This is a genomic window from Aeromicrobium sp. Leaf291 (genome assembly GCF_001423365.1).
Taxonomy (GTDB): domain Bacteria; phylum Actinomycetota; class Actinomycetes; order Propionibacteriales; family Nocardioidaceae; genus Aeromicrobium.
The window spans coordinates 1,723,347-1,735,642 of the sequence record NZ_LMNM01000001.1; the positions used below are offsets into that span (position 1 = coordinate 1,723,347).

11 protein-coding genes and 1 tRNA gene are annotated in these 12,296 nt (G+C 71.7%); 8 read left to right on the forward strand and 4 right to left on the reverse strand.

What is annotated here, in order from left to right; genetic code table 11:
* Positions 1–7: 7 nt before the first annotated feature.
* Positions 8–847, reverse strand: a complete 840-nt coding sequence (locus tag ASF35_RS08550) for an acyl carrier protein (RefSeq protein WP_055965523.1) — start codon at positions 845–847, stop codon at positions 8–10.
* A 75-nt stretch (positions 848–922) separates the two neighbouring features.
* Between ASF35_RS08550 and ASF35_RS08555 the strand changes: the two genes are divergently transcribed.
* Entirely contained in the window at positions 923–1,876 is a 954-nt protein-coding gene (locus tag ASF35_RS08555; protein ID WP_055965526.1) for an alpha/beta fold hydrolase, read from the forward strand.
* On the opposite strand, the gene ASF35_RS08560 is transcribed toward ASF35_RS08555, so the two are convergent.
* Together ASF35_RS08560 and aceE are read right to left on the reverse strand one after the other, a co-directional pair.
* Positions 1,816–2,889, reverse strand: coding sequence for a phosphatase PAP2 family protein (locus ASF35_RS08560; protein WP_055966427.1), 1,074 nt, complete (start codon positions 2,887–2,889; stop codon positions 1,816–1,818). The genes ASF35_RS08555 and ASF35_RS08560 overlap by 61 nt on opposite strands.
* A gap of 77 nt (positions 2,890–2,966) precedes the next feature.
* The gene (gene aceE / locus ASF35_RS08565; protein ID WP_055965528.1) at positions 2,967–5,729 is read right to left on the reverse strand and encodes a pyruvate dehydrogenase (acetyl-transferring), homodimeric type; all 2,763 of its coding nucleotides are present in this window, start codon (positions 5,727–5,729) and stop codon (positions 2,967–2,969) included.
* Positions 5,730–5,956: 227 nt separating this feature from the next.
* On the opposite strand from aceE, the gene ASF35_RS08570 reads away from it, so the two are divergent.
* The 4 genes from ASF35_RS08570 to ASF35_RS08585 all read left to right on the forward strand — a co-directional run bounded on the left by ASF35_RS08570 (position 5,957) and on the right by ASF35_RS08585 (position 7,471).
* Positions 5,957–6,343: a DUF3052 domain-containing protein gene (locus ASF35_RS08570; RefSeq protein WP_082480706.1), complete on the forward strand. Its 387-nt coding sequence runs from the start codon at positions 5,957–5,959 to the stop codon at positions 6,341–6,343.
* A 95-nt stretch (positions 6,344–6,438) separates the two neighbouring features.
* Positions 6,439–6,894 carry a peroxiredoxin gene (locus ASF35_RS08575; RefSeq protein ID WP_055965532.1) on the forward strand — a complete coding sequence of 152 codons (456 nt, stop codon included), beginning with the start codon at positions 6,439–6,441 and terminating at the stop codon, positions 6,892–6,894.
* Between the two features lies 1 nt (position 6,895).
* Positions 6,896–7,195 (forward strand): thiamine-binding protein, encoded by a 300-nt coding sequence (locus tag ASF35_RS08580; protein ID WP_055965534.1) that lies wholly within the window; start codon positions 6,896–6,898, stop codon positions 7,193–7,195.
* Positions 7,196–7,397: 202 nt separating this feature from the next.
* Positions 7,398–7,471, forward strand: a tRNA-Val gene (locus ASF35_RS08585).
* Positions 7,472–7,503: 32 nt separating this feature from the next.
* Here ASF35_RS08585 and ASF35_RS08590 read toward each other — a convergent pair.
* Positions 7,504–7,860, reverse strand: a complete 357-nt coding sequence (locus ASF35_RS08590) for a hypothetical protein (RefSeq protein ID WP_156367989.1) — start codon at positions 7,858–7,860, stop codon at positions 7,504–7,506.
* 63 nt (positions 7,861–7,923) lie between these two features.
* On the opposite strand from ASF35_RS08590, the gene ASF35_RS08595 reads away from it, so the two are divergent.
* Genes ASF35_RS08595 through ASF35_RS08605 form a run of 3 tightly spaced genes read left to right on the forward strand, consistent with a single transcriptional unit; the run spans position 7,924 to position 12,290 of the window.
* Complete coding sequence (locus ASF35_RS08595) at positions 7,924–8,919, forward strand: hypothetical protein (RefSeq protein ID WP_055965537.1); 996 nt, start codon at positions 7,924–7,926, stop codon at positions 8,917–8,919.
* Positions 8,920–8,972: 53 nt separating this feature from the next.
* Positions 8,973–11,114: an ATP-dependent DNA helicase RecQ gene (locus tag ASF35_RS08600; RefSeq protein WP_055965539.1), complete on the forward strand. Its 2,142-nt coding sequence runs from the start codon at positions 8,973–8,975 to the stop codon at positions 11,112–11,114.
* 30 nt (positions 11,115–11,144) lie between these two features.
* A complete protein-coding gene (locus ASF35_RS08605) occupies positions 11,145–12,290 on the forward strand; it encodes a Nif3-like dinuclear metal center hexameric protein (protein ID WP_055965542.1) in 1,146 nt (381 codons plus the stop codon).
* The last annotated feature ends 6 nt before the right edge of the window (positions 12,291–12,296 follow it).

Genomic DNA, 12,296 nt, shown 5'->3' on the forward strand with positions numbered 1-12,296 from the left:
CGCCAGGTCAGCCGATCGTCACCTTGGCGGACGGCGACTCGGTGTCGCTGCCCTCGTGCACGACGCGGAACTCGCGCTCGCCGGTGCGCGACGTGTAGATCTTCGTCTCGAAGCGGCCTCCGTCGCGGGTCTGCACCGAGACCGGGAAGTCGTCCCAGCTGCCGCCGGGATCGCGCACCTGCACCTGGAGCACCTCGCCGTCGTCGAGCGAGGGGAAGCGGCCGGAGATGGCGAAGCGCTGACCGGGCGCCACGCGATCGCTCTCGACGGAGAACGTCGGCTTCTCCTCCTGGTCCTCGGTGGTGGCCGTCGGAGTGGGGGTGGGTGTGGGCGTGGCCGACGGGGTCGCGCTGGGCGTGGGCGAGGTGATGGGGGGCAGGTCCACGCCACCGAGGCCGGTGGCTCGCACCACGGTGGCTCCGGCGAAGCCGAGCGCGCCGCCGATGGCCAGACCTGCGACCACGAACCAGAGTGCGAGGCGCCAGAAGGCGTCGGTGCGTCCGCGGCCGCCTCCGTCGTCCGTGCGCGACTTCTCCCGCGCGGGTGGGCGTCCCTCGGAGGCGAGGGAGACGGGCGCCGTGGGTGTGCGGCGCCCCCGTGCCGTGCCGGGTCGGTGGTCGACCACGGCCGCGACGGCGTCGGCCACGGTCACGAGCCCGTCGACCGTCTCGTCGGCGAGATGGAGCCCGAAGCGACGTCCGAGCTCGTCGGCGACCTCGACGGCGGCGAGCGAGTCGACCCCGAGGTCGTCGAGCCGAGCGTCGTCGGTGACCTGCTCGGGAGTGCAGTCGACGACGCTGACGAGGATGTCGGTCAGCTGTGCGCGGACCTCGGCGGGGGTGGGCACGCCCCGAGTCTAACGAGGCGCACGTCATGGTCCGATGCGGCGCGGCCGAACCCGCGCACCTCCTACGATGGCCGGATGGACCGGGGAGACGAGCTGCAGTTCGTGGTCGTGCACGGCTACCGGCGCGCCTACCGGCGTCGCGGCTCCGGACCCGCCCTCCTGCTGCTCCACGGCCTGGGGTGCGAGTCGTCCACGTGGGAGCCGGTGATCGACGCCCTCGCCGAGCACTACACGGTCATCGCCCCCGACCTGCTCGGGCACGGCGAGTCCGACAAGCCCGACGCCGACTACTCGCTCGGCGGGTACGCGAACGGGATGCGCGACCTGCTCACCATCCTCGGGATCGAGAAGGTCACCGTCGTCGGCCACAGCTTCGGTGGTGGTGTGGCCATGCAGTTCGCCTACCAGTACCCGGACCGCACGGAGCGGATCGCGCTCGTCTCCTCCGGCGGACTGGGTCGGGAGGTCTCCCCGCTCATCCGCTTCCTGACCCTGCCGGGCAGCGGCACCGCGCTTTCGGTGGCCACGTTCCGACCGTGGCGCCGTGCCGTCGCAGCGGGCATGCGGGGGCTGTCGCGCACCGGTCTGGCGCCTCTGCGCGACCTCGGCGAGGTCGCCGCGATCTACGAGTCGTTCGCCGATCCTCGCGCCCGCCAGGCGGTGCAGCGCGTCACCAGCCACGTGCTCGACTGGCGCGGCCAGTACGTCACGATGACCGACCGCACCTACCTCGCGCGGATCGTCCCGGTGCTCGTCGTCTGGGGCGCCGACGACCACGTCATCCCGGCCGCGCACGCCGACATCGCCCGCCAGCAGGCGTGGTCGGACGTGCACGTGCTCCCGCACTCCGGACACTTCCCGCACCGCGACCACCCGGGGGAGTTCGCCCGCCTGCTGCACGAGTTCGTCCGCGACACCGAGCCGGCCGCCTACCGGCGCGGCACGTGGCGCTCGATGCTGCGCCAGGGTCAGCCGGCGGTGGAGCCCGAGGCGTCCGACGGTCCGGGTGCGGTCACCGTGGCCGGCTGATCGGCCACCTCGGCCAGACGTCGCCTTCGCCGTCGTCCGCGGTTGCCCGACGCCCAGGCGCCGAGGGACACCGACGCCCAGCCGATGGCGATGCCGGCGACGTCGTCGGCGAGGTAGTGCCAACCGAAGTAGATGGTCGCCAGCACGGTGACCACGAAGAACGCCCACGTGATCACGCGGATGGCGAGCTTCTGCCCCGTCCGCTGCATGAACAGCGCGGCCGTGAAGGTGACCGACACGTGCAGCGACGCGAACCCCGCGACGCCGTGGATCTTCTCGCTGGCCCAGGGGTCGGTGAGGACGTCGACCCGGTTGCGGAACAGAGATCGTTGCAGTTCGGTCACGTCGGTGGCGGCGAGGTCCCAGTACATCGACGGCTGCGCGAACGCCGGGCCGAGCGTCGGCAGCGCGTAGTAGCTGATCACGCCGAGGATCCAGTTGAGGCACAGCGCCGTCGCGTACCAGGCACCGATCGAGAAGTCGCGGTTCAGCACGAGGAACGCACCGAGGGTGATCGGGATCAGCGGCAGGTAGGCGATGTAGGCGAACGACAGCACGTGGGCCATCACGTCGGTGCCCAGGAGGTCGTGCAGGACCGTCGCCGGGTTGTGTCCGAACATCAGCCAGTGGTCGAGCTCGAGCAGCTGGCGGTCGAACAGCACGCCCTCGCGGTACGTGGGCAGGTAGCTCTTGAGGTTGCGGTAGCTGACGTAGCTCGCGTAGAAGGAGATCAGGCCGGTCGCGATGTAGCCGACCCGCTTGAGCGTCCACTCCTCACGGACGACCTCGCGCGCCCCCTGCGGGATCTGCTTCCAGCCCCGACGTCGCACGGCGGCCGGCACGATGCCGGCCGCGAAGAACAGCAGGGCCAGGGCGGGCAGGCGCACGTAGGCGGGGCCGAGGAAGCCCTCGGGGTCCTTCATCGGAAGGCCGAGGTACCACGACGAGAACACCGCGGCGCCCGTCACGGCCACGGACAGAGCGACCGCGAACGTGTAGGGCCACTTGAGCATGCCGAACATCCTAGGGTGCCCCAACTTGGATTTACCTGAGACGTCGGTCGCTCCGACCGACGCCCCCGGGCCGCCCCTCAGGCGTCGCCGCCTTCCTGGACCACACCCTGCGTGGCCGTCGGGTCGTCGATCTTCAGCCGCGTGAACGCGTCGCGCACCACGGACTGCTCGACGAGCTCCTGCTGGGCCAGGCTCTGCAGCACCGACACCACGATCGACTCGGCGTCGATCTGGAACACGCGACGGGCCGCGGCACGCGTGTCGGCGAAGCCGAAGCCGTCGGCGCCCAGGGACTGCCACGGGCCGGGGACCCAGCGCGCGATCTGGTCGGGCACGGCGCGCATGTAGTCGCTCACCGCGAGCGTGACCGAGGCGTGGTCCATCAGCTGCGTGGTGATCCACGGGACCTTCTGGTACTCGCCCGGATTGTTGAGGTTCCACTTCTCGGCCTGCACGGCGTCGCGGGCGAGCTCGTTCCACGACGTGACCGACCACACGTCGGCGGCGACGTCGTAGTCCTCGGCCAGCATCTCCTGGGCGCGCAGCGCCCAGGGCAGGGCCACGCCGGAGGCCATGATGCGGGCCCGGTGCGAGCCCTTGGTGGCGGGGCGGTATCGGTAGGCGCCCTTCAGTAGGGCGTCGACGTCGAGGTCGTCGGGCTCGACCGGCTGCACGATCGGCTCGTTGTAGACGGTCAGGTAGTAGATGACGTCCTCGCCCTGGGGGTGGTCGTCCGTGGAGCCGTACATGCGCTCCATGCCGTCGCGCACGATGTGGGCGATCTCGTACCCGAACGCCGGGTCGTAGTGCACCACGGCGGGGTTGGTCTGGGCGATCAGCGGCGAGTGGCCGTCGGCGTGCTGCAGGCCCTCGCCCGTCAGCGTCGTGCGGCCGGCGGTGGCGCCCACGAGGAAGCCGCGCGCGAGCTGGTCGGCCATGGCCCAGATGGAGTCGGCGGTCCGCTGGAACCCGAACATCGAGTAGAACATGTAGACCGGGATCATCGGCTCGCCGTGCGTGGAGTAGGCGCTGCCGGCGGCGATCGCCGAGGCCATGGCGCCGGCCTCGCTGATGCCCTCGTGCAGCAGCTGGCCCTGGGCCGACTCCTTGTAGGCGAGCAGCAGCTTGCGGTCGACGGCCTCGTACGTCTGGCCGGCCGGGTTGTAGATCTTCGCCGACGGGAACATCGAGTCCATGCCGAACGTGCGGTACTCGTCAGGCGCGATCGGCACGACGCGGCGCCCGATCTCCGGATCCTTCATGAGGTCGCGCAGGAGCCGCACGAACGCCATCGTGGTGGCGATCTGCTGCTTGCCCGACCCCTTCGACAGGGCCGAGTAGGAGTCCGGCTCGGGCAGCTTGACCGAGACGGGGTCGACGATGCGCTGGGGGAGACCGCCGCCGAGCGCGTCGCGGCGGGCGCGCATGTACTGCATCTCCTCGCTGTCGTGCCCGGGGTGGTAGAACGGCGCGAGGTCGTCGCCGTCGATCTGCTCGTCGGAGACGGGGATGTTCAACCGGTCGCGGAAGCCCTTGAGGTCGTCCTTGGTGAGCTTCTTCATCTGGTGGGTGGCGTTGCGTCCCTGGAAGGACTCGAGCAGCCAGCCCTTGATGGTGTGGGCCAGGATGACGGTCGGCTGGCCCGTGTGCTTCTGCGCCGCATCGAACGCGGCGTAGACCTTGCGGTAGTCGTGGCCGCCGCGGGGCAGGCGCTCGATGTCCTCGTCGCTGAGGTGCTCGACCATGGCCCGTAGACGCGGGTCGGGGCCGAAGAAGTTCTCGCGGTTGTAGGCGCCGGACTCCACCGAGAGGGTCTGGAACTCACCGTCGGGGGTGCGGTTCATCTGGTTGACCAGCACGCCGTCGACGTCGCGGGCGAGCAGGTCGTCCCACTCGCGGCCCCAGACGACCTTGATGACGTTCCACCCGGCGCCGCGGAAGTACGACTCCAGCTCCTGGATGATCTTGCCGTTGCCGCGCACCGGGCCGTCGAGCTGCTGCAGGTTGCAGTTGATGACGAAGGTCAGGTTGTCGAGCTCCTCGCGTGCCGCGAGGCCGATCGCCCCGAGCGACTCGGGCTCGCCCATCTCGCCGTCACCGAGGAACGTCCACACGTGCTGCTGGCTGGTGTCCTTGATGCCCCGGTCGTGCAGGTAGCGGTTGAACCGCGCCTGGTAGATCGAGTTGATGCCACCGAGGCCCATCGAGACCGTGGGGAACTCCCAGTAGTCGGGCATGAGCCGGGGGTGGGGGTACGACGACAGACCCTTGCCGGCTCCGTGGGAGTGCTCCTGGCGGAAGCGGTCGAGCTGCTCCTCGGTGAAGCGACCCTCGAGGTAGGACCGGGCGTAGATGCCCGGCGCGGCGTGACCCTGGAAGTAGATGTGGTCACCACCGCCGGGGTGGTTCTTGCCGCGGAAGAAGTGGTTGAAGCCGACCTCGTAGAGGCTGGCCGCCGACTGGTAGCTGGCGATGTGGCCGCCGACGCCGAGACCGGGCCGGTTGGCACGCGAGACCATGACGGCGGCGTTCCAGCGGATGTAGGAACGGATGCGACGCTCGATCGCCTCGTTGCCGGGGAACCACGGCTCGTGCTCGGGCGGGATGCTGTTGATGAAGTCGGTGCTGCGCAGCGCGGGGACGCCCACGTTCTGCTCACGCGCGCGCTCGAGGAGCTTGAGCATCACGTAGCGCGCACGGGACCGGCCACGCTCGTCGACCATCTGGTCGAGCGAGTCGAGCCACTCGGCCGTCTCGTCGGGGTCGATGTCGGGAAGCTGGGTCGGCAGCCCCTCGTGGATGACGGCGGGACGTTCGGTGGGGGACTGGCCGGTGGGCATGTGCAACTCCTGGGACGTCTTGTGGACCTCTCCATCTTTCCACGCCGAGTTCGCTAGGGTGACACTGGCGGAGGTTGTGAACATCTACCGATCAGTAGGTTTTTGGCCTACTTTTCAGTAGGTCCCGCACCGTCCGACACACCGATCGACACCCCGACCCACCCTGGCCCGCACCCCGTGCCAGAGTTGGTCCACACCACGCACGACGCAACCCCGAGGAGATCCCGTTGGACGCCGCGAGGCTGGGCTTCAGCCCCGACACCGTCATCCAGGAGCTGGGCTGGGACGAGGACGTCGACACCGAGCTCCGAACGGCCATCGAGGGCATCGTCGGCCACGCGCTCGTCGACGGTGAGTCCGACGAGGTCGTCGACGGCGTCATCCTGTGGTGGCGCGACGACGACGGAGACCTCGTCGACGCGCTCTTCGACGCCCTGGCCGACCTCGCCGAGGGCGGGTCCATCTGGGTGCTCACGCCCAAGGTCGGTCGCCCGGGCTACGTCACGGGCGCCGACATCGCCGAGGCCGCTCCGGTGGCCGGGCTGTCCACGACGACCACGTCGTCGGCGTCGGCCGAGTGGTCCGCCACCAAGCTGTCGACGCACAAGCGCTGAGCCGATCCGACCGTCGCCGGCCGCGGTCGTCCGCGCCCGGGTGACCACCTCGGTGCTCGTCGGCTGCAGCACCGTCCGGCGTCTAGGCTCGGGCCATGACGATCGAGATCGGCCAGCAGGCACCTGACTTCACGCTCAAGAACCAGCACGGCGAGGACATCTCGCTCTCCGGCCTCCAGGGTCGGAAGGTGGCGCTGGTGTTCTTCCCGTTCGCCTTCAGCGGCATCTGCACCGGTGAGCTGTGCGAGATCCGCGACAACATCGAGGCCTTCTCCGGCGGCGACGTCGAGGTGCTCGCCATCTCCTGCGACCACTTCTTCTCCAACCGCGCCTTCGCCGACGCCGAGGGCTACACGTTCTCGGTGCTCAGCGACTTCTGGCCCCACGGCGAGGTCAGCCGGGCCTACGGGATCTTCAACGAGGGTGCCGGTGCGCCCGAGCGCGGCACCTACCTCGTCGACGCTGAGGGCGTCGTCCGCTGGAAGGTCGAGCACCCGATCGGCGAGGCCCGCGACTTCGAGGCCTACCGCGCGGCCCTCGCGGAGCTCTGACGTGCTCGCGGCGTTCAGCATCAGCCCCGGCGCGGGCGACGAGTCGGGGTCCGTGGCCGCCGGCGTGGCCGAGGCGGTGCGCGTCGTGCGGGCGTCGGGCCTGCCGTGCGAGACCAACGCGATGTTCACGACCGTCGAGGGCGAGTGGGACGAGGTGATGGCCGTCGTGAAGGCGGCGGTCGAGGCCGTCGCGCGGACCTCGTCGCGGGTCTCGCTCGTGCTCAAGGCCGACATCCGGCCGGGGTACACGGGGCAGCTCACGGCCAAGGTCGAGCGGCTCGAGGAGCACCTGCGCGACTGACCGGCGAAGTTTGCTGAGAGTTGAGCCAAAAGCCTGCGGCGGCAACCACCGATGCGGTTGTATGTGAGTGCTGCGGCCGCCCGGGACCCGAGACCCCGGCGGCCGCGGCTCTTTCATGTCGGAGCCGTCCCGCGAGGACGCCGCGCGGGGCTGTCGGTGCGGTAGGGTTCCAGGCGCCCGGTGCCCTTCGCGGTGCCGTCCGGGGCGAATAGCTCAGTTGGTCAGAGCACTCGGTTTACACCCGAGCGGCCGGGGGTTCGAGTCCCTCTTCGCCCACCCGAACCGGCGCCTCTCGAGGGCCCTCGACGTCACGAGCCCTCGCAGGCGGCGCGGGTGATGCGATCGACCTGCGCGAGCCCGTCGGCCGTCCCCTGGCCGTCGTCGGCGACCTGTGCGACGACCGAGACGCCGTAGTCGCCGTGAAGGACGGTGTAGGCGTCCTGTACGTCGCCGTCGACGAGCGCGACCACGCCGACCTCGGTGCTGCGGGCGAGGCGGACCAGGAAGTCGTCGGTGCGGAGTCCGCCGACACGCTCGACGACGTCCTTCGCCTGCGCGGAGGAACGGTCCTGGTCGCACACGAGGTCGAGACCGATCACCGAGGTCGGTCCGGAGGAGCACCCGACGGCCAGCAGCAGGACCGCGGTCGCGAGGCCACGACGCATGCCGTTCACTGTCGTCCTCCCACGCGGGCTCGGCAACCCCGCCAGGTGTGCGACGGTGGGCGGGTGCGATCCCGACTCGCCGCCGTGGCGGCTCCCTGCACGCTGCTGGCCCTGCTCCTCGCCGGGTGTGCGAACCCGAACCTGTCCGACGACGTGGACGCGCTCGTCGCCGAGCTGCGCGACCTGCCCGGCGTCACGTCGGCGGACGCCGACTACTCCGAGCCGGTCACGCTCGACTCCGGCAAGGTCGCGTTGAAGGTCGAGGCGGAGCCCGACGTCACCTCGAAGCAGCTCCAGGAGGTGGGGCGCGTCGTCTACGAGGCGTTCAGCACCACCCACGAGGGCGAGGAGGGTGACGTCGACGTCACCTTCGGCCCGTCGACGGTGCACCTGCGCTCCTTCGAGCCGGAGGCGACGACCGACGCGGTCGTGCAGGAGTGGGCGCTCGCGCACGACGTCGCGCAGGACGGTGCTGCGGCCGTCGACATCATGACCCAGGACGTGCCCGGCCCGGACCACGTCGAGACCGACGTCGTGCTGACGCTGGGCAAGGACACCGGAGCCGACGACGTGTCCGTGGCGCTCGACCGGCTCGAGCAGGAGCACGGTGCCGACGACGCGCGCCGCGGCTGGGGCGTCGCGGCTGCCGACGGCTCCTCGGTGAGCGCCGACCGCGGCTTCCCCGGCGACGGGACCATGGACGCGTGGGCGGCGCTGCGGTCCGCCGCCGAGCCCGCCGAGGCGGTGGGACGCGTGGGCGTGGGGATGCGTGAGTTCGCCGAGAAGGACGCCGACCCGGACCGGTACCTCGTGGTGCAGGTGTCGAGCGACGGCACGGCGCCCGACCTCGACGACCCGGCCATGCGCGGGCCGCTGCTCGAGGCGGTGCGCGCGCAGGTGGACCTGCTCGTCGACGGGACCTCCACGTGGAACCTTCGCCTCGAGGTCGGCGGCACGGTGGCCGCCGAGCTCGACCCGATGCTCTGCGAACCCGGCTCGGCGCCCACGGCTCCACTGGACGAGGAGCTGCGCGACGACCGGACCTGTCCCGGTCCCTGACCTGCTGTGGACGGGCCGACGCCCGTGTCGGCACCCGCTGACACGATGGGTCCATGACGGCCACCACCACGAGCGAGCACGCCCTCGAAGCCCTGCGACGCCTCACCGGCCGCGACGACGCGCAGTTCCACGAGGGGCAGCTCGAGGCGGTCTCGGCCCTCGTCGACGACCACCGCCGTGCTCTCGTGGTGCAGCGCACCGGATGGGGCAAGTCCGCGGTCTACTTCGTGGCCACGTCGCTGCTGAGGGCGCGCGGCACGGGCCCCACGCTCCTCGTCTCGCCGCTCATCGCCCTCATGCGGGACCAGGTCGCGGCGGCGGAGCGGGCCGGGGTGCGAGCGGTGTCCATCAGCTCGGCCAACGCGCACGAGTGGGACGACGTCCGGGCGCGGCTCGACGCCGACGACGTGGACGTGCTGCTCGTCTCTCCGGAGCGCCTCACCAACCCCCGCTTCCGCGACGAGCAGCTGCCCGAGCTGCGCCGACGCATCGGCCTGCTGGTGGTCGACGAGGCGCACTGCATCTCCGACTGGGGCCACGACTTCCGACCCGACTACCGCCGGCTCGCCGACCTCATCGAGTCGATGCCCGACGGGGTCCCGGTGCTGGCGACCACCGCCACCGCGAACGAGCGGGTCGTCACCGACGTCGAGGAGCAGCTCGGCGGGGGTGCCGGGCCGGGGGCGGCGGACGGCGCCGGTCACCAGGGGGAGGTCCTGACGCTGCGCGGGTCCCTGGCCCGCACGAGCCTGCGGCTGGGCTGCCTCACGCTGCCGACGTCGCGCGAGCGGCTGGGCTGGCTGGTCTCGCACCTGGCCGACCTGCCGGGCAGCGGCATCGTCTACACCCTCACGGTCTCGGCGGCCGAGGACCTCGCGCGACTGCTCGCGGAGGCCGGTCACACGGTGGCCGCGTACACCGGCCGCACCGATCCCGACGAGCGGATCCGCCTGGAGCAGGCGCTCAAGGACGACCAGCTCAAGGCACTCGTGGCCACGAGCGCACTCGGCATGGGGTTCGACAAGCCCAACCTCGGCTTCGTCGTGCACCTGGGTGCGCCGTCCTCACCCGTGGCGTACTACCAGCAGGTGGGGCGTGCGGGCCGTGCCACCGAGTCCGCCGACGTGCTCCTCCTGCCCGGCACGGAGGACGCCGACATCTGGCGCTACTTCGCCACGGCCTCCATGCCCACGCAGGCCAAGGTCGACGCCGTGCTCGGGGCCCTGGGCACCACGCCGCTGTCGGTCGCGTCGCTCGAGGCTCAGGTCGACATCCGGCGCACGCCGCTCGAGCTGCTCCTCAAGGTGCTCGACGTCGACGGAGCGGTCCGGCGTGTGCAGGGCGGCTGGGTCAGCACGGGGGAGCCGTGGGTCTACGACGCTGAACGGTACGAGCGCATCGCCCAGGCGCGTGAGGCCGAGCAGGAGGCGATGCTGGAGTACCAGGCGGGTCGCACGTGCCGCATGGAGCTGCTCCAGCGTCAGCTCGACGACCCCACGGCCGCCCCCTGCGGCCGGTGCGACGTGTGCGCCGGACCCTGGTACCCCACCGGCACGGACGGTGCCGCGGTGGAGCGGGCCACGCAGTCGCTCGACCGGGTGGGCGTGGCGGTCGACCCGCGCGCCCAGTGGCCGTCGGGCGTCGGGCGGCTGGGGGTCGACGTGTCCGGTCGCATCCCGCCGACCGAACGGCCCGAGACGGGCCGCGTGGTCGCGAGGCTGACCGACCTCGGCTGGGGTGGCACGCTGCGCGAGCTCTTCGCCACGGGCGCGCCCGACGTGCCGGTGCCCGAGCCGCTGCTGGGGGCGTGCGCGCGGGCGCTGCGCGACTGGCCGTGGGACCAGCGTCCCGTGGCGGTGGTCGCGCTGCCGTCGGTGGCTCGGCCCACCCTCGTGGCCTCGGTGGCCGAGGGCCTGGCCCGACTCGGACGCCTTCCGCTGCTGCCCGCGCTCGAGGTCGCGCCCGGCGCGCCGGCCACCACCCAGGGCGGCAACAGCGCCTTCCGGCTGGCCGGGGTGTGGGGCCGGTTCGTCGTGCCCGACGCCCTCCGTGAGGCCCTGGCCGCGACGGACGGTCCGGTGCTCATGGTCGACGACCTCGTCGACAGCCGATGGACCGTCGCTGTCGCGTCCCGCGAGCTGCGGCGGGCCGGAGCCGACGCCGTCCTGCCGTTCGCCCTGGGCTCGGTGGGGTAGTGCGCTCCCGCCACGTCCTAGGGTGGCGACATGCCCACGCTGCGTGACGTCGTCCGTGTGCTCGACGAGCTCTACGACCCCCGCTGGGCCGACGACTGGGACGCGGTCGGCACGGTCGTCGGGGATCCCGACGCCGAGGTGGGCTCGATCCTGGTCGCCGTCGACCCGGTGCAGGCCGTCGCCGACGAGGCCGTCGCCCGGGGTGCGGACCTGCTCCTGACCCACCACCCGCTGTACCTCAAGGGCGTCACGTCGGTGGCGGCGACCACGCCCAAGGGTCGCGTCGTGCACACGCTCGCCACCCACGGCGTGGCGCTGCACACCTGTCACACCAACGCCGACTCCCCACCCCTCGGTGTCTCGGAGTCGATGGCGCTTGCGCTGGGGCTGCACGACGTGCGCCCGCTGGACGTCGACACCGATCACGGGCTCGACGCCTGGGTGGTGCACGTCCCGCGCGGCGACGCCGACGCCGTGGCGGCTGCCATGCACGCGGCCGGAGCGGGGCACGTGGGCGACTACGACTCGGCGGTCTTCCGGTCCGAGGGCACCGGGTCCTTCCGGCCCCTCGACGGTGCGCAGCCCGCGATCGGCGAGGTCGGCGCGCTCGAGCACGTCGACGAGACACGCCTCGAGCTCGTCGCACCTGCGACCCTGCGCGAAGCCGTGCGGACGGCACTGCTGCAGGCGCACCCGTACGAGGAGGTCTCCTACCTCGTGCTGCCCACGGCCGCCGCTCCGTCCAGCCGGGGGAGCGGTCGCATCGGCAGGCTCGAGACGCCCATGACCCTGGCCGCGTTCGCCGAGCACGTGGCTGCTGCGCTGCCGGCGCACCACGGCGCCACCCGCGTGGCCGGGGACCTCACGAGCGAGGTCACCACCGTGGCCCTCTGCGGTGGCTCGGGAGACTTCCTGCTGGGCACCGCTGACGCTGCGGGAGCCGACGTGTACGTCACCTCGGACCTGCGGCACCACCCGGTCAGCGAGCACCTCGAGCGTCCCGGCGCCTGCGGCGTGGTCGACGTGCCGCACTGGGCGGCCGAGTGGACCTGGCTGCCGGTGGTCGCCTCCGTGCTGCGCGAGCGGCTGGGCGATACGGTGGACGTCCATGTGTCCACGTTGGTGACCGACCCCTGGTCCCACGCGTTGGCTCCCGCACCCAGGAGGACCCCCTGAAAGCCG

Bases quoted from the DNA above. Each gene is read 5' to 3' on its own strand.
- ASF35_RS08555 (WP_055965526.1), top strand. From the start codon at position 923: ATGGACCGGGGAGACGAGCTGCAGTTCGTGGTCGTGCACGGCTACCGG.
- ASF35_RS08560 (WP_055966427.1), bottom strand. From the start codon at position 2,889: ATGCTCAAGTGGCCCTACACGTTCGCGGTCGCTCTGTCCGTGGCCGTG.
- aceE (WP_055965528.1), bottom strand. From the start codon at position 5,729: ATGCCCACCGGCCAGTCCCCCACCGAACGTCCCGCCGTCATCCACGAG.
- ASF35_RS08575 (WP_055965532.1), top strand. From the start codon at position 6,439: ATGACGATCGAGATCGGCCAGCAGGCACCTGACTTCACGCTCAAGAAC.
- ASF35_RS08590 (WP_156367989.1), bottom strand. From the start codon at position 7,860: ATGCGTCGTGGCCTCGCGACCGCGGTCCTGCTGCTGGCCGTCGGGTGC.
- ASF35_RS08600 (WP_055965539.1), top strand. From the start codon at position 8,973: ATGACGGCCACCACCACGAGCGAGCACGCCCTCGAAGCCCTGCGACGC.
- ASF35_RS08605 (WP_055965542.1), top strand. From the start codon at position 11,145: ATGCCCACGCTGCGTGACGTCGTCCGTGTGCTCGACGAGCTCTACGAC.